This window comes from Pseudomonas sp. HTZ2, assembly GCF_033173945.1.
GTDB lineage: Bacteria > Pseudomonadota > Gammaproteobacteria > Pseudomonadales > Pseudomonadaceae > Aquipseudomonas > Aquipseudomonas guariconensis.
Genome location: NZ_CP137332.1, coordinates 2,786,152 through 2,809,495, shown reverse-complemented (window position 1 = coordinate 2,809,495; position 23,344 = coordinate 2,786,152). Strand labels below are relative to the sequence as shown.

Here is a 23,344-nt window from a genome sequence, read left to right as displayed (position 1 = left end):
TGCGATGGGCTCTAAGCCAGCCTCAAACGCTCACCGCGCCTTGCGCCGATACGGAAACACGTCGATGACCTTCCCGTCACGGATCGTCGCCTGCAGCCCCTTCCAGTAATCGGCGTCATACAGCTCGCCATGCAACCGGCTGAACAGCCGTCGCTGGCCGATGTCGGCGAACAGAAACGGCGGAAACTCCTCCGGAAACACATCGTGCGGCCCGATCGAATACCACGGTTCGCCGGACATCTCGTCCTCCGGATAACGCGGCGGCGGGATATGCCGGAAGTTCACCTCGGTCAGGAAGCTGATCTCGTCGTAGTCATAGAACACCACCCGACCATGACGGGTGACGCCGAAATTCTTGAGCAGCATGTCACCAGGAAAGATGTTCGCCGCCGCCAGTTGCTTGATCGCCAGGCCGTAGTCCTCCAGCGCTTCCAGCACTTGGGCTTCACTGGCCTGTTCCAGGTAAAGATTGAGCGGCGTCATGCGCCGTTCGGTCCAACAGTGACGGATCAGCACTGTGTCGCCCTCAAGCTTGACGGTCGAGGGTGCCACCTCCAGCAGCTCGGCCAGGCACTGCGCTTCGAACTTGGCCTTGGGGAAACGGAAATCGGCGAACTCCTGGGTATCGGCCATGCGCCCGACCCGATCGACGCTTTTGACCAGACGGTACTTGTCGATCACCGTGGCCCTGTCCACGGTCTTGGACGGCGAGAAGCGGTCCTTGATGATCTTGAACACAGTATTGAACCCGGTCAGGGTGAACACGCTCATCACCATACCGCGCACCCCAGGCGCCATGACGAAGCGATCCTCGGTACTGGCCAAGTGATTGATCAACGCACGGTAGAACTCGGACTTGCCGTGTTTGTAGAAGCCGATCGAGGTGTACAGCTCCGCGATGTGCTTGCCCGGCAGGATGCGCTTGAGGAAATTGACGAACTCCGCCGGCACCGGCACATCGACCATGAAATACGAGCGGGTGAAGGAGAAGATGATCGACACCTCGGCTTCGTCGGTGATCACCGCATCCGCCTCGATGCCATGGCCCTCGCGGTGCAGCAGCGGAATCACCAGCGGCCACTGCTCATCCGGCGTGTACAGCCGCCCCACCAGGTAGGCGCCCTTGTTGCGGTAGAGCACCGGTGAGAACAGCTCGACGGCCAGCGCGGGATCCTTGCAGACCCAATCAGGCAAGCATTCGCGCAGTTGCTGCTCCAGACGTGCTACGTCCCCGTCCAGGTCGCCATAGGGCACATTGAACGGGTAGTCGGCAAAGATCGAGCGCAACAGGCTCCGGACGCTGCCGTCAGGCCGATAGATACGAGTCTGTGCAGCCCGCTCATGTCCGCGCATCGACGGCCGGGTGGTATGGATGAACATGCAGCCATCGCTGATCAGGTCGTGGCTGAACAGGCTGCAGAAGATCGAGTTGTACCAAGTCTCGGCCAACTCATCGTCAAGGCGCGGGTCGATCAGGCGGATATAGGCATTCTTCACCAGCGGCCATTGCTCGACATCGAGCAGTACCGCCTCGGCAAAGCCATCGCGCAGCCAACCATTGACCTGAGCGACCTTTTCTTCATAGAGATTGATGCGTGCCGCCGCAGCCTGCTGGATCTGCTGCCACAGCGCCTGTTCGAAGCGCTCGCGCGCGCCCAGGGTGATGCGCCGGAAATGTTCGCGGTAGTCGTCGAAACCATCGAGGATCATCCGGGCGATCTCGGCCGCCGGCCATGACTGGGACATGCAGGGGACTCCATGCGGGGGTTCAACACGCAAGCTTAGTTGCCCCTGCTTTCGTCGTGCCCTTTTCACAGGCAAACCCGCTCTTGCAGGACAATCGCCGCCCTGTGAGCGGGTACCCATGAAAGGCCACGGACAAATTCACACAGCAAGAAAGGACAAGAACCGCGCTCAGTCGATGGCGTACACTCGCGCCCTTGCCGATTGCTGGAGACCGCTGTGAGCCCCATCGCCCTTGCCCGCCTGCTGACCCTTGCCGCTGTCTGGGGGGCGAGCTTCCTGTTCATGCGCATCATCGCGCCGGAACTCGGCACCGTGCCGACAGCGTTCTTTCGCGTCTCGATCGCGTGTTTGGGTCTGATCGCCATTCTCGCCGCGGCGCGGGTGCGCTGGGACTTCAACGGCAAGCTTGGCGCCTGTCTGGTATTGGGGATGATCAACTCCGGGATCCCGGCCACCTTCTATTCAGTGGCCGCGCAGGTGCTGCCAGCCGGCTACTCAGCCATTTTCAACGCCACCACGCCGCTGATGGGTGTGCTGATCGGCGTGCTTTGCTTCCGCGAGCCCATGACCCTGGCCAAGCTGTGCGGCATATTCCTGGGGCTGTTCGGCGTCGGCATCCTGAGCGGTGCGGGCCCGGTGGCGTTGGATCTAGCCTTGTTACAAGGTGCCCTGGCCTGTCTGGCCGCGACCACCTGCTATGGCTTTGCCGGGTTCCTTGCGCGACGTTGGGTGAGCGATCTGGATAGTCGGTTGTCGGCCTTGGGCAGCATGCTCGGCGCGACCTTGCTGCTGACGCCGGTGTTCGCCTGGAGTGCCCTCACCCAGCCACCGGCCAGCTGGGGCGGTTGGTCGGTGTGGCTGTCGTTGCTGGGCCTGGGCCTGCTGTGCACGGCGTTCGCCTACATCCTGTACTTCCGCCTGCTGGCCGAGATCGGACCGGTCAAGGCCAGTACCGTGACCTTCCTGATTCCGGTATTCGGCGTCCTGTGGGGCGCCTGGCTGCTGGACGAGCCGCTGTCGATGGCGCATCTATATGGTGGAGTGCTGATCGGTGTGGCCTTGTGGCTGGTGCTGCGTCCGGCCAAAAAATAGGGCCATGGCCCTATCACGGGACAAGGCCCTGCGTCTTGGCAATGGCGTACACCCATTCGCGAAGAGGGCCGCAAAGCGGCCCTCGGGCATCAGGCTTCAGCCGTACGCAACACCGGCTTGCGGAACACGAACAGCAGCCCGACGACGATCAACCCCATGCCCATCAGGCTGAGCGGTGCCAGACGATTGCCGAAGATCAGATAATCCATCACGGCAGTCACCGCAGGCACCAGGTAGAACAGGCTTGTGACATTGACCAGGTTGCCACGGGCGATCAGGCGATACAGCAGCAAAGTCGCCAACAGCGAGACCACCAGCCCCATCCATGCCAGCGCACCGATGAAGCTTGCACTCCATTGCACCTGGAGCGGCTGAAATGGCGCGAACACTGCGCACAAGGCAAAGCCGGCTATGTACTGTAACGGCAAGGTACCCATGGGGTTGTCGGTGATGCGCTTTTGCAGGATCGAGCCCAACGTCATGCTGGCCAGCGCCAGCAGGGCGAACAGCATCCCAGCCAGGGATACCCCGCCCAGGTTGAGGCCTTGGTAGACCACCATCACCAGCCCCCCAAGCCCCAAGCCAAGCCCGAACAGCCGGCTCCAGGAACGCTGGCGCTCCATCAGCACAACGGTAAGGATCGGTTGAACACCCATGACCGTGGCCATGATGCCAGGGGTGACGTGGGTGTTGAGCGCCAGCAGATAGAAGATCTGGTAAGCGCCCAACAACACGCAACCGGTACCCAGGGCGCGTAGCACGGCACCACGACCACGCGGCCAGCGCAGCCCCAGCAGTGGGCTGACCATCAGCAGGCCGGCAAGCGCCAGGGCCGAGCGTAGCAGGAGGAAGGCAAAGGGGCTGGCCTGGGCAAGGCCAAGCTTGGAGACGATCGCCCCGCTGCTCCACAGCAGGACGAACAGGCTGGTCGTGGCCGCCGAGGCCACGGATGCTTTGGAAAAGACAGACATGTATTGCCACCTGTATAGGGCAAATGAGCCGAACGGCAGGCTGTCGCGTTAGCGAGGGAGGTAGCCGACCGTGTTCAGTAGGTTGCGAGTGTGATGGGAGGCGGCCAGAGGCCGATCAGCCCAGCACCACTGCGCAAGGAGGCGGAGCTACGCCGCCTACCACGCCACTGACAGGTGGTGGGTAATGACTGATCATGGCCGGCTGCTGACTGCCACGCACAACCACGCCCGCGACAGGCGCGAGGACGACAGCTGTGATGGAAGGGATGGCAGGCATGATCGGGTCTTCGGAGAAGAGAATGTTTCGGAATATAACGGCGAATCCCGGGCCGGGCAATAGCTGCATTCTGGATTGGCAGATCAGGCCCTTTCGCCGGTAAACCCGCTTCCGCACGTTCCAGGTTGAGCCGGTGGGAGTGAAAAACCCGCTCTCAAGGTTTGCGCTGAGCCTATGAGAGCGGGTTTACCGGCGAATGCGATGACAGGTGATTCAGAACAGCCAACGGTACAGTAGATACGCCACCACCACCGCCAGCACTGGCCGCAGGATGCGGTAGGCCTTGGGATTTGCGCGCTTGAACTGCTTCACGCGGGTGCTGATCTTGTTGCTGAAGCGCTTGCTCCAGGCATAGGCCTGGTTGATCCCGCCCACGCGCTCGTCATCGGTGTTCTGCGGCGCAGTGGCGCGGCCCAGGAAGGCGCTGACCTTGCGGTTGATGCGGGTCATCAAAGGGCTGCTGAGCGGGCGCTCGATGTCACAGAACAGAATCACGCGGGTTACGTCGGTTTCGTTCTTCACCCAGTGCACATAGGTCTCGTCGAACATCACGTCCTCACCGTCGCGCCAGGCGTAGGGCTGGCCGTCGACGTAGATGCGGCAGTTGTCAGAATTCGGAGTAGACAGGCCCAGGTGATAACGCAGGGAGCCGGCAAACGGATCGCGGTGCGGGTTCAGATGGCTGCCACCGGGCAGCAAGGCGAACATGGCGCCCTTGACATTGGGGATGCGGCTGACCAGTTCGACGGTCTTGGGGCAGAGCATTTCGGCCGAGGGCAGCGGCTTGTCGTACCACTTCAGGTAGAAGCGCTTCCAGCCCTTCTTGAAGAACGAGCCGAAGCCTGCGTCATTGTCCTTTTCCGCGGCACGAATGTAGCCCTCGTCGAACAGGCGCATGGCCTCTTCGCGGATCACTTCCCAGTTGTCCTTGAGCACATCGAGCTCGGGAAACCGCTGACGGTCCAGGTAAGGCTTGGACGGCACGCCGGAAAACAGGTACATCAGGCTGTTATAAGGTGCGAACAGCGCCGAATGATTGACGAACTGGCGCAGCACGGGAAGACGTGCCTTGCCGCGCAGGTGCACGAACAGCACACTGGAGAAGAACACCAGCAGGACACCTGCCTTAGCGGCGAAGGAAAAGGTCATGCAACACTCCTTGGAGAAGAAACCAGGCCGTGGCCTGCTCCATTCAAAATCATCCGGCCATCATAAACCCATCTGCCCCTGGTAAAAACCTCCAGGGACGCAGTGCAGTTTTCAGGATCTTGCAACAAAGAGTGCTGCCCGGCATTGCTCCGGATCAGCGGTGCATCAGAAAAGCGGGGCCGCCACACGGCCCCGGTATCGCCAGGACCGCGTGTTACTGCTGGTTTTCCTGTTCGGTGAACAAGTCACTGAACAGCATGCTCGACAGGTAACGCTCGCCTGAATCCGGCAGAATCACCACGAGCGTCTTGCCCTGCATCTCGGGCTTCTCGGCCAGGCGCACGGCGGCGGCCATCGCCGCGCCACAGGAAATACCGCAGAGAATGCCCTCTTCCTGCATCAGGCGCAGGGCCATGGCCTTGGCCTCGTCGTCGGTGACGGTCTCGACCTGGTCGACGATGGACAGGTCAAGGTTCTTCGGCACGAAACCGGCGCCGATGCCCTGGATCTTGTGCGGGCTTGGCTTGAGCTCTTCACCCGTCAGGGTCTGGCTGATCAACGGCGAGGCCACCGGCTCCACCGCCACTGACAGGATCGACTTGCCCTGGGTGTGCTTGATGTAACGCGAAACCCCGGTAATGGTACCGCCGGTGCCGACGCCCGCCACCAGGACGTCTACCGCACCATCGGTGTCGTTCCAGATTTCCGGACCGGTGGTCTTTTCGTGAATCGCCGGGTTGGCGGGGTTATCGAACTGGCCCGGCAGGAAGTAGTTGGCCGGGTCGGAGGCGACGATTTCGTTGGCTTTCTCGATCGCGCCCTTCATGCCCTTGGCCGGGTCGGTCAGCACCAGTTCGGCCCCCAGCGCCTTGAGCACCTTGCGCCGCTCCAGGCTCATGGATGCAGGCATCGTCAATACCAGCTTGTAGCCACGGGCAGCGGCGACGAAGGCCAGGCCAATGCCGGTGTTGCCCGAGGTGGGCTCGACGATGGTCATGCCCGGCTTGAGCTTGCCGCTGCTCTCGGCGTCCCAGACCATGCTCGCGCCGATCCGGCACTTGACCGAATAGCCTGGGTTGCGTCCTTCGATCTTGGCCAGGATGGTCACACCACGCGGAGCGATGCGGTTGATCTGCACCAACGGCGTATTGCCGATGGAGTGGGCGTTGTCTGCGTAGATGCGGCTCATGGCAGGAGTCCTTGAACTTTGTAGGAGCAGGGAAAGCTTCAAGGGTAAGCCTGCCCCGGGGGGCAGTAAAGCCCGTTCGAACTCCCCACAGGCCATAGCGGTCAACCGGACAACCTGCCCCGGAGAGTCCTCGATGAAAGCTCGCTATCGTTGGCCGCTGATAGGCCTGGCCAGCCTGGTCGCGCTGTTGCTGGCCCTGCACCTGGCCCTGCCCTACCTGGTCCGTGACTACCTCAACGACCGGCTCGCGGACATGGGCGACTACCGCGGGCACATCACCGACGTGGACTTGGCCTGGTGGCGCGGGGCCTACCAGATCAACGAGCTGAAGATCGTCAAGACCAGCGGCAAGGTACCGGTGCCGTTTCTCGATGCCCCGCTGATCGACCTCTCGGTGAGCTGGCGTTCGCTGTGGTACGACCATGCCGTGGTCGCCGAGGTCGTCTTCGTGCACCCAGAGCTCAATTTCGTCGACGGTGGCAACAAGCAGAACTCCCAGACCGGCCAGGGTACCGACTGGCGCCGGCAGCTAGAAAAACTGCTGCCCATCACCCTCAACGAGGTGCGCATCGAAAACGGCACCCTGACCTTTCGCAACTTCAATTCCAAACCGCCTGTCGATCTGAAGGCCACCCAGTTGGACGCGAGCATCCGCAACCTGACCAACGTACGCGACGAAAAAGGCCGCCGCGACGCCCATTTCGACGGCACAGCGCGGCTGCTGGGCGATGCCCGGGTTGAAAGCCGTGCCACTTTCGACCCGTTCAGCGATTTCGACGATTTCGAGTTTCGCCTGCGCGCGACCGGTATCCAGCTGCGCCGGCTCAATGATTTCGCCAGTGCTTACGGCAAGTTCGACTTCAATGCAGGCCATGGCGATCTGGTGATCGAAGCCCAGGCCGAGAAAGGCCGTCTGCACGGGTACATCAAGCCTCTGCTGCGGGATGTGGATGTGTTCAATTGGCAGCAGGACGTGGAAGACAAGGACAAAGGCTTCTTCCGTTCGATCTGGGAAGCGCTGGTCGGCGCCAGCGAAACGGTGCTCAAGAATCAGCCTAAGAACCAGTTCGCCACCCGCGTGGAGCTGAGCGGTAGCGTGCACCAGCGCAACATCAGCGCCTTCGAGGCGTTCCTGCAGATCCTGCGCAACGGCTTTATCCAGGCATTCAATGCACGCTACGAACAACCGCCGCCCGATTCCGACTGAAGCGGGGCGCGACGCAACATTCAGAGACTGAATGACCAGTCTGCGTTTTCTCTCGCCTGGGCCCGCGTTATAGTCGCTGGCAATGACAAACACGTATCGCCTCTTTCGCGGGTGAATCCGCTGCCACAGGGCCAGCGTCACCGCTTCCTGTGGGAGTGGTCTGCCCGCGAAAGGGTCTTGAATGACACCCCGCAGAGGATCGGTTCATGAAGTTCGAAGGCACCCGCGACTACGTCGCCACAGACGACCTGAAGCTGGCGGTCAACGCAGCCATCACCCTGGAGCGCCCGCTGCTGGTCAAGGGTGAACCGGGCACCGGCAAGACCATGCTCGCCGAACAGCTCGCCGCCTCCTTCGGCGCCCGCCTGATCACCTGGCACATCAAATCCACCACCAAGGCCCACCAAGGCCTCTACGAATACGACGCGGTCAGCCGCCTGCGCGATTCGCAACTGGGTGTGGACAAGGTCCATGACGTGCGCAACTACCTGAAAAAGGGCAAGCTCTGGGAGGCTTTCGAGGCCGAAGAACGTGTGATCTTGCTGATCGACGAGATCGACAAGGCTGACATCGAGTTCCCCAACGACCTGCTGCAGGAACTCGACAAGATGGAGTTCTACGTCTACGAGATCGACGAGACGATCAAGGCCAAGCAACGTCCGATCATCATCATCACCTCCAACAACGAGAAGGAACTGCCCGACGCCTTCCTGCGCCGCTGCTTCTTCCACTACATCGCCTTCCCCGACCGCGACACCCTGCAGCGCATCGTCGACGTGCACTTCCCCAACATCAAGCAGTCGCTGGTCAGTGAAGCGCTGGATGTGTTCTTCGACGTGCGCAAGGTGCCGGGCCTCAAGAAAAAGCCATCCACCTCCGAGCTGGTCGACTGGCTCAAACTGTTGATGGCCGACAACATCGGCGAAGCCGTGCTGCGCGAGCGCGACCCGACCAAGGCCATTCCGCCGCTGGCCGGCGCCTTGGTCAAGAACGAGCAGGACGTGCAACTGCTCGAGCGCCTGGCCTTCATGAGCCGGCGCGGCAACCGCTGACAGGAGCCGGCCATGCTGCTCAATCTGTTCAACGAAATGCGCGCGGCCAAGGTGCCGGTGTCGGTGCGCGAACTGCTCGACCTGCTCAATGCCTTGCAGCAGCGGGTGGTGTTCGCCGACATGGACGAGTTCTATTACCTGGCGCGGGCCATCCTGGTGAAGGACGAGCGGCATTTCGACAAGTTCGACCGGGCCTTCTCCGCCTACTTCAAGGGCCTGGAAAATCTCGACCGACACCTGGAGGCGTTGATCCCCGAAGATTGGCTGCGCAAGGAGTTCGAGCGCTCGCTCAGTGACGAGGAACGTGCGCAGATCCAGTCCCTGGGCGGGCTGGACAAGCTGATCGAGGAATTCAAGAAACGCCTTGAAGAACAGAAGGAACGTCACGCCGGCGGCAACAAATGGATCGGCACCGGCGGTACCAGCCCATTCGGCTCCGGCGGCTACAACCCCGAAGGCATCCGCGTGGGCGAGGCCGGCAAACGCCAGGGCAAGGCGGTCAAGGTATGGGACCAGCGCGAATACAAGAACCTCGACGACCAGGTCGAACTGGGCACACGCAACATCAAGCTGGCTTTGCGTCGCCTGCGCAAGTTCGCCCGCGAAGGCGCTGCCGAGGAACTGGACATCGATGGCACCATCGACCACACCGCACGGGATGCAGGGCTGCTGAACATCCAGATGCGCCCGGAGCGGCGCAACACGGTCAAGCTGCTGTTGCTGTTCGACATCGGCGGCTCCATGGACGCCCACGTCAAGGTCTGCGAGGAGCTGTTCTCCGCGTGCAAGACCGAGTTCAAGCACATGGAGTACTACTACTTCCACAACTTCGTCTACGAGTCGGTGTGGAAGAACAACCTGCGCCGTACATCGGAGCGTTTCTCCACCTTCGACCTGCTGCACAAGTATGGCGACGACTACAAAGTGGTATTCGTCGGCGATGCGGCCATGGCGCCTTACGAGATCACCCAGCCGGGCGGTAGCGTGGAGCATTGGAACGAAGAAGCCGGGTACGTGTGGATGCAGCGTTTCATGGAGAAGTTCAGGAAGATCATCTGGATCAATCCGTATCCCAAGCAGGCCTGGGACTACACCGCCTCCACCCATCTGGTGCGCGAGCTGATCGAAGACAAGATGTACCCGCTGACCTTGCAGGGGCTGGAAGACGGGATGCGTTACCTGTCCAAGTAATGGCGTTGCCCGTTTCGCGGGTAAACCCGCGCCCACAGGTGCAGCACATCCATTGCGGACTGTGCTGCACCTGAGCAACTGCCCTGCATAGGCCCGTCGCAGGCCAGCCCGCACCTACCGGCTTAAGCACGTACCTTGTGCAAGCCGGGGTCCGGCGCTCCGATTGCCCCGCCAGAGGGCCGGCAGCCTCACCGCCAACGTTGCAGATAAGCCTGCTGCTGCTGCCAGGCCAGCTCCTGCACCACCGCCCTGAAGCGCACCACCGCCCCGGGCAGGCACTGCGCCAGTTGCGCCAGCGCCAGGGGCGTCAGCGCTCCAAGCCGTGGATACCCACCAATGGTCTGCCGGTCATTGAGCAGCACGATCGGCTGCCCGTCCGGCGGCACCTGCACGGCGCCCAAGGGGATACCCTCCGAAATCATCGGCGCGCCCTGGTAGACCAACTGCGGCCCGAGCAGGCGCATACCCATGCGGTCGGCGCGGCTGTCCAGGGTCCACTCACGATTGAACGCCTCGAACAAGCTGGTGCCGCTGAATGCGCCGATCTGTGCGCCCATGACCAGCTCCAGTTCGGGCTTTTGCGGGTAGGTCGGACGCAAATGCTGCGCCACTTCACGCAAGGCAGGCGCCCCCTTGGCGAACGACAACACTTGCCCTTTGGCCAGCGCCTTCCCTCGCCCATCGAGGCCGCCGAGCGCCTCGCGTGCCACGGTCGCGCAACTGCCCAATACCGTCTCGGCCTGGAACCCGCCAGGCGCTGCCACGTAAGCCCGCGCGCCTTGCCGAGGTTGGCGAAGACTCAGGCGCTGGCCCTTGCCCAAACGCAAGCTGCGCCAGGGCTGGACAGGCTGATCGTCGACACGCGCATCCAGATCTCCACCGGCCAGGGCCAAGGTGCAATCGTCCTCGGCGACCAGCGTGAAGCCCCCCAGCGTCACCTCCACCACCGGCGCATCCAGCGCATTGCCCAGTAGCCAGTTGGCCCAGTACATCGCCACCCAATCCAACGCCCCACCCTGGGTCACGCCTAGGTGGCGTACGCCGAAACGCCCGGCATCCTGCAACTGACACAGCGCGGTGCTGGACTCGATCGTCAATCGCTTCATGCCAGGGCCTCCAACGGGCTGTCGTCGCCGCCCAATGCCATGAACTGCTCGTGAGACACCGCCACGAAACGCACCCGATCACCTGGTTGCAGCAGGCTGTAACCCTCACGTGCGTGGTCGAACAAGCGCACCGGGGTGCGGCCGATCAGGTTCCAGCCGCCTGGCGAGACCGCCGGGTAGGCGGCGGTCTGGCGCTCGGCGATGCCCACGCTGCCCGCTGCCACGCGCTTGCGCGGGGTACTCAGGCGTGGGCTGGCCAGGCGTTCATCCACCAAGCCCATGAAACCGAATCCCGGCGCGAAACCCAGGGCAAACACCGGGTACTCCCGCTCGCTGTGCAGGCCGATCACCTCCGCCTCGCTCAGGCCGCTGCGGGCAGCCAGCACCGGCAGCTCCGGCCCGACGCTGGCGTGGTACCAGACCGGGATCTCATGGCGACGCCCGGTGTTGCCCGCATCCGGCTGCAAATCCGCCAATGCCTGGTCGATCAGCGCGCGCGCCTGCCCAGGTGCCTGCTCGAACTGCACCATCACGGTGGTATAGGAGGGGACCAAATCCACCAGCCCCGCCCCGAAGGCTGTGCGCAGGCGCTGGCTGGCAGCCAGGATCCACGGCATGTTGGCCTCATCGATGACGTCGAACAGGCGCACCATCAAGCTGTCGATGGCCACCACCTCGATGCATGGGTTCATGGCTGCTCCAAGGCATCGAGGGCCTGGCGGATCTGCCGCACGGCCGCCACGGAGCTGTCATTGTCGCCATGCACGCAGAGGGTACCGGCATCCAGTTGCACAGCACTGCCGTCATCGGCCACCAGCGCCTCACCACGGGCCAGGCGCAAGGCCTGCTCGATCACCAAGGCCGGGTCGTGATGCACCGCGCCGGGCAGGCGCCGGGAAACCAGATGACCGCTAGCGGTATAGGCCCGGTCGGCAAAGGCCTCGAACCACAACGGCACACCGATCGCCTCGCCCAGGGCGCGTGCGGCGCTGTCGTCGGCGGTGGCCATCAGCATCACCGGCAGTCCCGTATCATAGGCGGCCACGGCCTCGAGTACTGCGCGCAGCTTGAGTGGGTCGGCCATCATGTCGTTGTACAGCGCGCCATGGGGTTTGACGTAGGCCACGCGGCTGCCCAGCACCTTACAGATCCCCTCCAGCGCGCCGATCTGGTAATGCAGCAGGTCTCGGATCTCCTCGTTGCTGCACGCCATGGAGCGGCGGCCGAAACCGACCAGGTCCGGGTAAGCCGGGTGCGCGCCGATGGTCACGCCGTGCTCCAGTGCCAGGGCCACGGTGCGGCGCATGGTGCCAGGGTCGCCTGCGTGGTAGCCGCAAGCGATGTTGGCGCAATCGATGTAAGGCATCACCTCGGCGTCCAGGCCCATGCGCCAACTGCCGAAACTCTCGCCCATGTCGCAATTGAGAAGCAGGCGTTTCACCGGTCGAACTCTCTTGTGGTTGTTCATGTGCCTACCTTACCGTGCCTGGAGTTGTTTGCCGCGTGTTTCAGGCAGGCTCAGGGCCGCGAGGATCACCACACCGTAGGACACCGCGGCAAAACCACCAATGCCCAGGCCCAAAGGCACTTTCTGGCTGAGCATGCCGATCAGCAGCGGGAAGAACGCAGCGATGGCGCGCCCCACGTTGTAGCAAAAGCCCTGCCCCGAACCGCGAATGCGGGTGGGGAACAGCTCGGTCAGGAAGGCCCCCATGCCGCTGAAGATGCCCGAAGCGAAGAACCCCAGCGGAAAACCCAGCCACAGCATGACGCCGTCACTGACCGGGATCTGGGTATAAAGCAGCACGATGACGAACGAGCCGACAGCGAACAGGATGAAGTTCTTCTTGCGACCCAGCAGATCGGTCAGGTACGCGCTGATCACATAACCCACGTAGGAGCCGACGATGACCATGGCCAGGTAGCCGCCGGTGCCCAGCACGCTCAGGCCACGCTCGTTCTTGAGGAAGGTCGGCAGCCAGGAGGTGATCGCGTAGTAACCGCCCAAGGCGCCGGTCGTCAGCAGCGAGGCGCGCAGGGTGGTCCAGAGCATGCCTGGGGCGAAGATTTCATAAAAATGCGACGGCGCCTGGGCCTTTTCCACAGCCTTGGCTTGGCGGTAGACCTCCGGGTCCTTGACCAGGCGGCGGACGAAGATCACGAACACTGCCGGCACGATGCCCAGCAGGAACAGCGCCCGCCAGGCCTGCTCCGGCGGCAGGAAGGAGAACAGCAACGCATAGAGGATCGCCGTCAATCCCCAGCCGATGGCCCAGCCGGACTGCACCATGCCCACGGCCTTGCCACGGTCCTGGGCGCGGATCACCTCACCGATCAGCACCGCGCCGGCCGTCCACTCGCCGCCAAAGCCGAAGCCCATCAGGGTCCGGGCGATCAGCAGTTGCTCATAGCTCTGGGCGAAGCCGCACAGGAAAGTGAAGAAGGCGAACCACAGCACGGTCAGTTGCAGGGTGCGCACCCGGCCGATGCGGTCGGAGAGAATGCCGGCAATCCAGCCGCCCAGGGCCGAAGCGATCAGGGTGCTGGTATGGATCAGCCCAGCCTCGGCGGTGGTGATGCCCCACATCAGGATCAACGTCGGGATGACGAAACTCAGCATCTGGGTGTCCATGCCATCGAGGCCGTAGCCGATCTTGCAGCTCCAGAAGGTGCGTCGTTGCTGACGGTCGATGTCGCGGTACCAGGCGAAGGGGCCGTTGGACGGCCGGGGGGAAGCCTGCTGCTGCACGCCGGTTGGGTTCATGATTGCCTCGGCTTGTTGGTATTGTTCTCTGGGCGACGCGTTGCGTCGCGGCCTGGGCGTCATTGTTCAGAGGCCGTGCGCTGGGCGTCCAACGATAAAAACCGCCGGTCTGGAACAAGAAAAACTGATCATGAACCTTCGCTTCCTCGAAACCTTCGTCTGGGTTGCCCGGCTCAAGAGCTTTCGCCTCACCGCCGAGAAGCTCTTCACCACCCAGGCCTCAGTGTCCAGCCGCATCGCCGCGCTGGAGGCGGACCTGGGCGTGAAGCTGCTGTTGCGCGATTCGCGCGGAGTCAGCCTGACACCGGAGGGCAGCAAGGTGCTCGAATATGCCGAGCGCATGCTCGACACCGCCAAGGCCATGAAACAGTCGCTGGACACTGACCGGGCCAAGGTCGGGCGGATCCGCATCGGCGTGATGGATACGGTCATCCACACCTGGATGAGTGCCCTGGTGGCCGAACTGACCGAGCGCTACCCGCAGGTAGAGATCGAACTGGTGGCCGACACGGCCCTGAACCTGCGCGAGCAGCTGCAGAAGGGCTTTCTCGACGTGATCCTGCAGACCGACCTGCTGCGCCAGGAGTCGATCCGCAGCCTGGACCTGGCACGCTACCCCATGGGCTGGATCGTTGCCGCGGGCTCGACCCAGCAGCATGACTATGCCTCGCTGGCCGAGCTTGCCCGCGAACGGATCATCACCTTCTCGAAGAACTCGCGTCCGCACCAGGAGGTGCTCAGCCTGCTGCAGGCGGCCGGCGCCGAGACACCTCGTTTGAATTGCGTGAATTCAGTGGCAGCCATCACCCGCCTGCTGCGCGATGGCTTCGGCATCGGCGCCCTGCCCCCGGCGCTGGTCGATGCCGAACTTGCCCGCGGCGAGTTGGTGCTGCTGGGTGGCTTGCAGCCACCGCCGAGCCTTGAGCTGGTGGTGGCCTGGCAGACCGGGGTGGAGCTGGTGGAAGAAGTGGTGAGCCTGTGTCGGCAAGTGCTGGAGCGCTACGCGCAGGATGCGGGGGAGCAGCGGATCGTGCTGGTCTGAATCGACGGCGGTGTCATCTACAAGGGCAAACCCGCTCCCACAGGCACGCCGCTGAACGTGAAGTTTGCCCCGGCCCTGTGGGAGCGGGTTTCCCGCGGGCCTTAGCGCCAGCTCTCTTTGACGGCCGTGCGACGCCCGCCAAGCGCCACCCAACCAAGCCCCAGCAACAGGCTTTCGATCACCAACGCCAGCACGAAGCCGGCGCCCAAACCCCAGCCGATCGCCTCGGGCACCAGCAGGATCTGATAGCTGTAGCCATTGAGGGTTTCCTCACGCAACTGAGGATCGGCCTGCACCAGCACATGCCAGGTGCGGCTCAGCCACGGGCCTTGCAGCGCCTGCCACTCGTTTTCCAGCAACTGGTTGCGGATCAGCAGGCTTTCGATGCTGTTGGCATCGCTGTTGAACACCGGGTCATCGCTGCTGCGGTAATGGCGTATGAGGGCTTGCAGGTCGCCTTTGAAGAAGCGTTGCGCCGTCTCTTCGAACCCTGAGAGCGCCTCACGCGACTCGAACAGGTGCGCTTCGACCCGTTGGCTGTAATCCTTGATCAGCCCCGGAACCTGAAGACCGACCAACAAGCCGAAGGTGAACAACAGCAACCGCAGGTAACCTCTGAACATGCAATGGCTTCCCTAGCTCTGCCCCTGGGCTACGCACTCGCCATGCCGCCACAGGGCCCATTGACCCGGCTCGTAGCGGTGCCAGGTCTCGTTTTCGGTCAGGGCCTCGGTGGCGATCACCGTGACCACATCGTTGGGGGTGGTTTCAGCCTGGAAGTCGACGTTCAGGTCGAAGTCCTTCAGGCGCGCCGGCCCGAACGGCGCACGGCGGGTGATGTGCACAAGCTTGGTCGAGCAGAAGCAGAACAACCAATCGCCGTCGCTCAGCAGGCAATTGAACACGCCTTGGCCGCGATAGCCGGCACAGGCTTCGACCAGCACCGGCAGCAGCTGTTCGATTTCAACCGGTTCCGGGAAGGCTTCACGCACGCGGTTGAGCAAGTCGCAAAACGCCGCCTCGCTGTCGGTATCGCCCACCGGGCGGTAGAAGGTGGTCTGGCCACGGAAATCGCCCAGCTGGCCGTTGTGCGCAAAGCACCAGTTGCGGCCCCAGAGCTCACGCACGAACGGGTGGGTATTGGACAGGCACACCTTGCCGACGTTGGCCTGTCGGATATGACCGATGACCACTTCACTCTTGATCGGATAGCGCTGCACCAGATTGGCCACTTCCGACTCGCTGCTCGCGGCCGGGTCCTGGAACACCCGCAGGCCACGCCCTTCGTAGAAACCGATGCCCCAGCCGTCGCGGTGCGGGCCGGTACGCCCACCGCGCTGCATCAGGCCGGTGAAACTGAAGACGATGTCAGTGGGGACGTTGGCACTCATGCCCAGCAGTTCGCACATGTTCGATGCCCCTTGCCTACAGACGTGGCTCGACCCGGCCACGGCCGGTGCCGACAGGCGCCGCCGGCAGCGGATCGTCGCGGTAGCGGTCGCGACGGTCGGCGGCGACCGGGGCCTCGACCATCACCTGCTCATCCTCGGCAGCCTGGCGCTTGGCGGCGGCATCGGCGTTGGCCCGGCGTTCGCGGGCGCGTTTTTCCAGCGGCCAGCGCACCACCACGAACACCCCGTACAGGATGAACGCAATCAAACCGTACATAGCCAGGTCCGAAGCAGCGCGCCAGGCGTTGTTGCCGACCTTGAAGGCCACGTCCAGCGCCGTGATGGCGATGGCCGGCGCGAAGCTTTCCTTGACCGGGTCAACGATGGTGGGCGTCAGCAACAGCACCGCCATGACCACCCGCAGCGGTTCGCGCAGCCAGCGCCACATCCAGCCAGTGAGCTTGAAACCCACCCACAGGCAGCCCAGGGCGGCAAGGGCGTACAAGCCCCAGGCGAGCGTATAGTCGTTCTCGGTCATGGTGTTCGTGCAAGCCAGGTAAAGAGACGCCTATGATAAACACTTTTGGACCGCGCCGCCCTCTTCACGGGCAATCCCGATTCCACAGGTCGCAAGCCATGCAGACGACCCGTAGGAGCAGGCTTACCCGCGAACAGGCCCATGCAGCCCACCCCTTGCCATGAGACTGCCAATGCCCAACACGCCCCAGCCGCCGATCGCCCACGCCGACAACGCCCCCGACCCGTACGCTTGGCTGCAACAGCGCGACACGCCCCAGGTGCTGGCTTACCTGAACGCGGAAAATGCCTACCAGCAGGCCTGCCTGGCCGACCAGGCTCCCTTGCGCGAGCAACTGTTCGAGGAAATCAAGGGCCGTATCCTGGAAACCGACCTGTCGCTGCCCTCCCCCTGGGGCCCGTACCTGTACTACACCCGCACCACAGCAGGCGATGAATACCCGCGCCACTACCGCTGCCCGCGTCCGGCGGACGACAGCAACACCGTCGATGAAAGCCGCGAAGAACTGCTGCTCGACCCCAACGTGCTGGCTGCTGGCGGCTTCCTGGCGCTGGGCTCCTTCAACGTCAGCCCCGACCATCGCCTGCTGGCCTACAGCCTCGATACCAGCGGCGACGAAATCTATACCCTGTACGTCAAGGACCTGACCAGCGGCGCGGTCACCACCCTGCCCTTCGAGGACTGCGACGGCAGCATGACCTGGGCCAACGACAGCCGCACGCTGTTCTTCGCCGAGCTGGACGACACCCACCGCCCATGGCGCCTGCGCCGTCACACCCTCGGTGAGGACACCGCCCAGAGCGTGTTCGAGGAAGCCGATGGGCGGTTTTTCCTGCATTGCTATCGCACCAGCTCCGAGCGACAGCTGGTGCTGCTGCTCAACAGCAAGACCACCAGTGAAGCCTGGGTACTGGACGCCGCGACTCCACAGGCCGCGTTCACGTGCCTGGCGCCCCGGGTCGAGGATCACGAGTACTACCCCGACCACGGCCAGCTCGACGGCCAGTGGCGCTGGTTCATCCGCAGTAACCAGGACGGTATCAATTTCGCCCTGTTCCACGCCCCGGCCGAGCAGGTGCCGACCCGTGATCAATGGCAAGTGCTGGTCCCCCATCGTGACGACATCATGCTCGAAGGCCTGAGCCTCAATGCCAGCGCGCTGACCCTGAGCCTGCGCGAAGGCGGCCTGCCGATCATCGAAGTGCACCCGCGCGACCTGCCGCCCTACCGCGTCGAGCTGCCGGATGCCGCCTATAGCCTGTACGTGCAAGACAGCCTGGAGTTCGTCAGCCCCCGCGTGCGCCTGCGCTACGAAGCGCTCAATCGGCCGGCCCAAGTGCGCCAGCTGGACTTGGCCAGCGGCGCCCAGGCCGTGCTCAAGCAGACGCCGGTGCTGGGTGAGTTCGACGCCGACGACTACGTCAGCCAGCGCCTGTGGGCGGTGGCCAAGGACGGTACCCGGGTACCGATCAGCCTGGTGCGCCGCCGTGACGATCTGGGCAAATGCGTGCCGCTCTACCTGTACGGCTATGGTGCCTATGGCGAAAGCCTCGATCCTTGGTTCTCCCATGCCCGTCTGAGCCTGCTGCAACGGGGCGTGGCCTTCGCCATCGCCCATGTGCGTGGCGGCGGCGAGCTGGGCGAGGCCTGGTACCGGGCTGGCAAGCAGGAACACAAGCAGAACAGCTTCGATGACTTCATCGCCTGCGCCGAACACCTGATCGCCGAAGGTGTGACCGACTCCGCGCACCTGGCCATCAGTGGCGGCAGCGCCGGCGGCTTGCTGATAGGTGCGGTGCTCAACCAGCGCCCGGAGCTCTTCCGTTGCGCCATTGCCGAGGTGCCGTTCGTCGACGTGCTCAACACCATGCTCGACCCAGAGCTGCCGCTGACCGTCACTGAATACGACGAATGGGGTAATCCGCAGGAGCCGGACGTGTACCAGCGGATCAAGGCCTACGCCCCCTACGAGAACCTCAAGGCTCAGGCCTACCCAGCCATGCTGGTGGTCGCCGGCTACAACGACAGCCGCGTGCAGTATTGGGAGGCAGCCAAGTGGGTGGCACGTCTGCGTACCTGCAAGACCGACGACAACCTGCTGCTGCTCAAGACCGAAATGGGCGCCGGCCACGGTGGCATGAGCGGCCGTTACCAGGGGCTGCGCGATGTGGCGCTGGAGTATGCCTTCGTGCTCAACGAGCTGGGGGTGATGTAATCCGCATTTCACCCAGCCGCTAATGCTTGATCGGCGCCTTCGGCGGCTCCGGCTGTAGCCCTGGCAGAGGCTGGTCTTTGCGCGGCCCGGGCAGCGGCATCGGCGGCAGCAGCGGCGCACCGGGCCGGTTGTCGCCGGCCTTGGGCGGCGTGCTCGGGGTGATCTGTGGGTAAGGTGTCGGCGTCGGCGTGCCCGGCGCCCCTGGCACTGACGTGTTGATCCGCGGCGTCGGCTGGCCCGCAGCCTCGGCGCACGGCGCAAGAGCAAGGATCGATACGGCGAGGATCGCAGGAAACATCAGCAACCTCCTGTCTGGAACCTACCTACAGGCTATGCCCATTCCTGCGTTTTCGCCTGTCCGAGGACAGCGCAGGCGCGCTAGACTCAACGGTAAAACCGTCATCCGCCTGAACACTAGAAAGGTAACACCTATGAGCTCGGCCTCTACTTCCGCCGCTACTGCCCGCCTCGACCGCATCCTCGCCGACGCCAAGCGCGACAAGGAAATGGGCTACCGCGACAAGGCCCTGAAGATGTACCCGCACGTCTGCGGCCGCTGCGCCCGCGAGTTCTCCGGCAAGCGCCTGAGCGAACTGACCGTGCATCACCGCGACCACAACCACGACAACAACCCCCAGGATGGTTCGAACTGGGAGCTGCTGTGCCTGTACTGCCACGACAACGAGCACTCGCGCTACACCGACCAGCAGTATTTCAGCGAAGGTTCCACCAGTACCCCGAGCATCGCCAAGGCAACCCACAACCCGTTCGCCGGCCTTGCGAGCCTGCTCAAGAAAGACTGATCGTCGAATCGCCTCCGCTGCCGCCGGCGAGTCCGTATAATCGCGCTTTTTTTGCGAAGGACCCCGGCACGTGGCAAACAAACGGTACAGCTGCATCGGCCTGTTCAATCCCAAGTCGGCAGAGAACGTAGGTTCGGTGATGCGCGCAGCAGGTTGCTACGGCGTCAATTCGGTGTTCTACACCGGCAAGCGTTATGAGCGCGCCCGCGACTTCGTCACCGACACCAAACGCGTGCACTACGACATCCCGCTGATCGGTATCGACGATCTGCAGCGCATCATCCCCCTGGGCTGCACCCCGGTGGCCGTGGAACTGGTCGAAGGCGCCCGCCCCCTGCCCGAGTACACCCATCCCGACCGCGCGCTCTACATCTTCGGCCCCGAAGACGGCAGCCTGAGCGCCGATGTCCGGGCCTGGTGCGAAGAAACCATCTACATCCCCACCGAAGGCTGCATGAACCTGGCGGCAACGGTGAATGTGGTGCTGTATGACCGCATGGCCAAGGGGCTCAATACCCGCTCGGGGCCCAAATTCAAATGAACACCACCTTCGCGAGGGGGCCTTCGCGCGGTTGAAACGCTCTCCAACAGGTTCCGCCTGGCAATCGAACTGAACGGCCAGCAGCCGTAGCGGGTCAGTTACTTACACCCCACACGGAGACCAAGCCATGCGTGATACCCCTTTGCTTGTGCATACCCATAATGTCCACGGCTGGGAGCGTGCCAGCTCCCTGGCAGGCGGCGCGCTGATGATCGGCAAGGGGCTGCGCCATGGCGGCGCGCTCGGGCTGCTGCAGATCGTGGTAGGCGGCATGGCCCTGGCCCGCGGGATCAGCGGACACTGCTCGACCAAGGCATGGTGGCAACGTCACAGGGCGGAGTACCTGCGCCTGCGCGACGATATCGAACGCAGTGCGGAGCAGTTGAAGGCGCTCAAGGCCAAAGGCTGAGCCGCCTGCGTGGCGCATTCGCGGGTAAAGCCGCCTCACAGTGGGAACATCGAAACATCTGTGGAGCGGGCTTACCCGCGGACAAACCCTCGGAACTTCAGCGCAGAACCTTGCTGTCCAGCACCTCGGAAGATCGTCCCAGCACGCTTTCGCTGAGCTGGATGAACTCTGCCGTGCTGACGCTGGGCAGGCGCATCAACGCACGGGTGACGTCGTCCAGCGAGCGTTTGTTCTGGGTGTGCAGGCGGATCTCGCGGTCCAGGGCCTGGAGCAGCAGCACACCTCGGGCAACCTGGGCGGCATCAGCCCTCTCCCCTCTCAGACGGGTGACCTTGGCAGCCTGTTTGTGCAGGCGCGCCTGCCAGGCCTCGTAACGGTCATCACTGAGCCCCCCAGCCCGGCGCAGCAGCTCGGTGGCGTAGTAGTCAGCCAGGCTTTCCCCGAGCCAGTCGCTGCCCTCACGGTCGTTGATCTGGGCGAACACCTGAACCAACTCACGCATCAAAGGGCTGGCGCCACTTTCACCGATCAATGGCCGGTTGCTGTGCAGATAGATGGAATTACGCCCGGCCAGCGCCCCGCGCCACATTTCATCCCGCGCCCCCACCAACAGCAGTTTGGGCGGATTGCGCGGGAACACGGCCTGCACCTGCGGCCAGACGAAAGTCAACAAAGTCAGTGTGTCCATCCGCCGCAAGCCCTGGCCTTGCGGCGCGGCCACGGTGACCTCCGTCTCGCCCAACCGCGCCCGGCGACTGCCAAGGTTGCCAGCAAGCATCCAGCCGGTCGGACGGTCGAACAGGCGCGAGACATCGTCGATGCGAAACTTCTGCTTGCCGATACGTGGCCAAGCGGTTTCTACGCTCTTCCAGCCTGTCGGCAACTCGAACATCAGGCGCGCCACCAGCTCGGTGCCGTCCTGCTGGTCCAGGCGCGCTGGCGGCACCAGCTGGTCCCCGCGAAACAACGCCCAGTGCGGCGTGATGCGGCTTTCATAGGCGCCGCCCCGTGGTTTTTGGTCGAGCTGCACGCGATAGCTGAGCTGGGTCTTGCCCGAGGCCGGGCGCCAAATCCCCCGCTCGCCCTGCACCTGCCATTGGCCATCGGCGTGAAAATCGCTGTACGCGCTGTGCTTGCCCAGGTCGAAGTCCAGGCTGCGCACCACACTGCCATCGGCCAGGGTCAGATGCACCTCGGCCTGCCCGCTCGCCGGCAGCAGGCGCACCTGGTAATCCAGATCGACTTTCTTGGCCCAGGCCGGCGTACAGGCCAGAAGGCCCAGAACCCACAACAAATGGCAACGCATGCAGAAACTCCTTGTTCCCAGAAGCGAAAGACAAAAATGCGCGACGTGATCAGCCGGCGCGGAAGATGAGGTGGTCTTCCCAGTCGTCCTCGTCGACATCGTGCTCACTGAGCATGCGCCCAGACTGGGAAATACGCTGTTCATGCACTTGGTTGCGATCCCCGCAGACCAAGTGATGCCAGGCAGGCAAGTCCTTGCCTTCACTGACCAAGCGATAGCCGCAGGTGGTGGGCAACCACTTGAACTGGTCGGCCTTGCCCGGGGTGAGCTGGATGCAGTCGGGCACCTGGGCGAAGCGGTTCGGGTAGTCGCTGCACTGGCAGGTGGTGAGGTCTAGCAGTTTGCAGGCGATGCGCGTGTAGTAGACGCTGTTGTCGTCCTCGTCCTCGAGCTTCTGCAGGCAACACAGGCCGCAGCCGTCGCACAGCGACTCCCATTCTTGCGGGTCGAGTTGCTCGAGGGTCTTGCGCCGCCAGAAGGGCGCGGTATCGGCGATCATCACACGTGTTCCTGCTTGGGCCAGCGGCATGCTTGAAACAACACGCTTCAAGCAAGAGCGGGCGTAACGGCTTTTTCTTGTGGCTAGCAGCTTCAAACGCGCAGCTGCCGCCATGGCGGCGCCAGTCTAGAGCCTGTCCCGAACCAAAGCCAGACCGCTTGTCAGTGCCGACCAGACGCAGTAGCGTGCGCGCTTTCCCGTCCATTTGCAGGAGCACGCATGAGCGCCAACCCACGCATCGCCGACTACGCCATCAATGAGCAGTTCATCAACCGCTGGTCGCCACGGGCGTTCACCGCCGAGCCGATCAGCGAGCAGACCCTGCTGAGTTTCCTGGAGGCCGCGCGCTGGGCGCCTTCGGCCTACAACTCACAGCCTTGGCGCTTCCTGTATGCCCGCCGTGACACGGCGAACTGGGAGCGCTACCTGGGCATCCTCAACGAGTTCAACCGCAGCTGGGCGCAACAGGCCTCGGCGCTGGTACTGGTGATGTCCAAGACCACCTTCGCCGCCCCCAGCTCCAGCGAGGAAAAACCGGCCCTGTGGCACACCTTCGACACCGGTTCCGCCTGGGGCCACCTGGCGCTGCAAGCCAGCATCAGCGGCTGGCACACCCACGGCATGGCCGGTTTCGATCAGGAGCTGGCTCGCAAGGAGCTGAAAATCCCCGAAGGCTATGCGCTGCACGCGATGGTGGCGATCGGCAAGCTCGGCGACAAGGCCACCTTGGCCGAGGCCCTGCAAGCGCGTGAAGAGCCAAGCCCACGCCGTCCGCTGAGCGAACTGGCGGCCGAGGGCGACTTCAGCCTCTGAGGCTCTCCCGGCCCTGATGCGCGGATGAACCCGCTCCTGCAAG

The 23,344-nt window shown here is 63.5% G+C and carries 24 protein-coding genes; 10 read left to right on the top strand and 14 right to left on the bottom strand.

The features are described from left to right. Positions 1-30 precede the first annotated feature (30 nt). Complete coding sequence (gene aceK, locus R6G97_RS13015) at positions 31-1,746, bottom strand: bifunctional isocitrate dehydrogenase kinase/phosphatase (RefSeq protein ID WP_043209285.1); 1,716 nt, start codon at positions 1,744-1,746, stop codon at positions 31-33. Between the two features lie 216 nt (positions 1,747-1,962). Here aceK and R6G97_RS13010 point away from each other — a divergent pair, with 216 nt between their 5' ends. Further along, entirely contained in the window at positions 1,963-2,838 is an 876-nt protein-coding gene (locus R6G97_RS13010; RefSeq protein ID WP_317847071.1) for a DMT family transporter, read from the top strand. An 89-nt stretch (positions 2,839-2,927) separates the two neighbouring features. On the opposite strand, the gene R6G97_RS13005 is transcribed toward R6G97_RS13010, so the two are convergent. The 3 genes from R6G97_RS13005 to cysK all read right to left on the bottom strand — a co-directional run bounded on the left by R6G97_RS13005 (position 2,928) and on the right by cysK (position 6,424). Next, on the bottom strand, positions 2,928-3,809 hold the full coding sequence (locus R6G97_RS13005; protein ID WP_043209282.1) for a DMT family transporter: 882 nt from the start codon (positions 3,807-3,809) through the stop codon (positions 2,928-2,930). Between the two features lie 490 nt (positions 3,810-4,299). Beyond that, on the bottom strand, positions 4,300-5,235 hold the full coding sequence (locus R6G97_RS13000) for an aspartyl/asparaginyl beta-hydroxylase domain-containing protein (protein WP_043209281.1): 936 nt from the start codon (positions 5,233-5,235) through the stop codon (positions 4,300-4,302). A gap of 214 nt (positions 5,236-5,449) precedes the next feature. Continuing rightward, positions 5,450-6,424, bottom strand: a complete 975-nt coding sequence (cysK, locus tag R6G97_RS12995) for a cysteine synthase A (protein WP_317847070.1) — start codon at positions 6,422-6,424, stop codon at positions 5,450-5,452. Between the two features lie 133 nt (positions 6,425-6,557). On the opposite strand from cysK, the gene R6G97_RS12990 reads away from it, so the two are divergent. The 3 genes from R6G97_RS12990 to R6G97_RS12980 all read left to right on the top strand — a co-directional run bounded on the left by R6G97_RS12990 (position 6,558) and on the right by R6G97_RS12980 (position 9,874). Next, positions 6,558-7,631 carry a DUF748 domain-containing protein gene (locus R6G97_RS12990; protein WP_102081365.1) on the top strand — a complete coding sequence of 358 codons (1,074 nt, stop codon included), beginning with the start codon at positions 6,558-6,560 and terminating at the stop codon, positions 7,629-7,631. A 206-nt stretch (positions 7,632-7,837) separates the two neighbouring features. Beyond that, the gene (locus tag R6G97_RS12985) at positions 7,838-8,683 is read left to right on the top strand and encodes an AAA family ATPase (RefSeq protein ID WP_043209275.1); all 846 of its coding nucleotides are present in this window, start codon (positions 7,838-7,840) and stop codon (positions 8,681-8,683) included. Positions 8,684-8,695: 12 nt separating this feature from the next. Continuing rightward, positions 8,696-9,874, top strand: coding sequence for a vWA domain-containing protein (locus tag R6G97_RS12980; RefSeq protein WP_043209273.1), 1,179 nt, complete (start codon positions 8,696-8,698; stop codon positions 9,872-9,874). Positions 9,875-10,062: 188 nt separating this feature from the next. Here the strand turns inward: R6G97_RS12980 and R6G97_RS12975 are convergent, their stop codons facing one another. From R6G97_RS12975 to R6G97_RS12960, 4 genes are read right to left on the bottom strand one after another with little or no spacing between them, the layout of a single operon-like run. Next, complete coding sequence (locus R6G97_RS12975; protein WP_102081366.1) at positions 10,063-10,980, bottom strand: biotin-dependent carboxyltransferase family protein; 918 nt, start codon at positions 10,978-10,980, stop codon at positions 10,063-10,065. After that, complete coding sequence (gene pxpB / locus R6G97_RS12970; RefSeq protein ID WP_090345346.1) at positions 10,977-11,672, bottom strand: 5-oxoprolinase subunit PxpB; 696 nt, start codon at positions 11,670-11,672, stop codon at positions 10,977-10,979. The genes R6G97_RS12975 and pxpB overlap by 4 nt, the downstream gene beginning before the upstream one ends. Next, entirely contained in the window at positions 11,669-12,448 is a 780-nt protein-coding gene (locus R6G97_RS12965; protein WP_090345344.1) for a 5-oxoprolinase subunit PxpA, read from the bottom strand. The genes pxpB and R6G97_RS12965 overlap by 4 nt, the downstream gene beginning before the upstream one ends. A 9-nt stretch (positions 12,449-12,457) precedes the next feature. Then, a complete protein-coding gene (locus tag R6G97_RS12960) occupies positions 12,458-13,744 on the bottom strand; it encodes an MFS transporter (RefSeq protein ID WP_197853212.1) in 1,287 nt (428 codons plus the stop codon). 130 nt (positions 13,745-13,874) lie between these two features. On the opposite strand from R6G97_RS12960, the gene R6G97_RS12955 reads away from it, so the two are divergent. Beyond that, on the top strand, positions 13,875-14,786 hold the full coding sequence (locus R6G97_RS12955) for a LysR family transcriptional regulator (RefSeq protein WP_043215489.1): 912 nt from the start codon (positions 13,875-13,877) through the stop codon (positions 14,784-14,786). 101 nt (positions 14,787-14,887) lie between these two features. Here R6G97_RS12955 and R6G97_RS12950 read toward each other — a convergent pair whose 3' ends face one another. From R6G97_RS12950 to R6G97_RS12940, 3 genes are read right to left on the bottom strand one after another with little or no spacing between them, the layout of a single operon-like run. Beyond that, on the bottom strand, positions 14,888-15,409 hold the full coding sequence (locus R6G97_RS12950) for a DUF2937 family protein (protein WP_043215487.1): 522 nt from the start codon (positions 15,407-15,409) through the stop codon (positions 14,888-14,890). Positions 15,410-15,421: 12 nt separating this feature from the next. Continuing rightward, a complete protein-coding gene (locus R6G97_RS12945; protein ID WP_043215485.1) occupies positions 15,422-16,195 on the bottom strand; it encodes a class II glutamine amidotransferase in 774 nt (257 codons plus the stop codon). Positions 16,196-16,211: 16 nt separating this feature from the next. Continuing rightward, positions 16,212-16,715 carry a hypothetical protein gene (locus R6G97_RS12940; protein WP_043215483.1) on the bottom strand — a complete coding sequence of 168 codons (504 nt, stop codon included), beginning with the start codon at positions 16,713-16,715 and terminating at the stop codon, positions 16,212-16,214. A gap of 172 nt (positions 16,716-16,887) precedes the next feature. Here R6G97_RS12940 and R6G97_RS12935 point away from each other — a divergent pair, with 172 nt between their 5' ends. Further along, entirely contained in the window at positions 16,888-18,930 is a 2,043-nt protein-coding gene (locus R6G97_RS12935; RefSeq protein WP_090345340.1) for a S9 family peptidase, read from the top strand. A 19-nt stretch (positions 18,931-18,949) separates the two neighbouring features. Here the strand turns inward: R6G97_RS12935 and R6G97_RS12930 are convergent, their stop codons facing one another. After that, the gene (locus R6G97_RS12930; RefSeq protein WP_043215479.1) at positions 18,950-19,228 is read right to left on the bottom strand and encodes a hypothetical protein; all 279 of its coding nucleotides are present in this window, start codon (positions 19,226-19,228) and stop codon (positions 18,950-18,952) included. 133 nt (positions 19,229-19,361) lie between these two features. Between R6G97_RS12930 and R6G97_RS12925 the strand changes: the two genes are divergently transcribed. From R6G97_RS12925 to R6G97_RS12915, 3 genes are all read left to right on the top strand, one after another. Further along, complete coding sequence (locus R6G97_RS12925) at positions 19,362-19,733, top strand: YajD family HNH nuclease (RefSeq protein WP_043215477.1); 372 nt, start codon at positions 19,362-19,364, stop codon at positions 19,731-19,733. Positions 19,734-19,803: 70 nt separating this feature from the next. After that, positions 19,804-20,274 (top strand): RNA methyltransferase, encoded by a 471-nt coding sequence (locus R6G97_RS12920; protein ID WP_043215476.1) that lies wholly within the window; start codon positions 19,804-19,806, stop codon positions 20,272-20,274. Between the two features lie 127 nt (positions 20,275-20,401). Continuing rightward, positions 20,402-20,683: a YgaP family membrane protein gene (locus R6G97_RS12915; RefSeq protein ID WP_043215502.1), complete on the top strand. Its 282-nt coding sequence runs from the start codon at positions 20,402-20,404 to the stop codon at positions 20,681-20,683. Between the two features lie 97 nt (positions 20,684-20,780). Here the strand turns inward: R6G97_RS12915 and R6G97_RS12910 are convergent, their stop codons facing one another. Continuing rightward, on the bottom strand, positions 20,781-21,989 hold the full coding sequence (locus tag R6G97_RS12910) for a hypothetical protein (RefSeq protein WP_102081369.1): 1,209 nt from the start codon (positions 21,987-21,989) through the stop codon (positions 20,781-20,783). Between the two features lie 49 nt (positions 21,990-22,038). Further along, a complete protein-coding gene (locus R6G97_RS12905) occupies positions 22,039-22,488 on the bottom strand; it encodes a YcgN family cysteine cluster protein (protein WP_043215470.1) in 450 nt (149 codons plus the stop codon). A gap of 219 nt (positions 22,489-22,707) precedes the next feature. Here R6G97_RS12905 and R6G97_RS12900 point away from each other — a divergent pair, with 219 nt between their 5' ends. Next, the gene (locus R6G97_RS12900; RefSeq protein ID WP_317847069.1) at positions 22,708-23,301 is read left to right on the top strand and encodes a nitroreductase family protein; all 594 of its coding nucleotides are present in this window, start codon (positions 22,708-22,710) and stop codon (positions 23,299-23,301) included. Positions 23,302-23,344 lie beyond the last annotated feature (43 nt).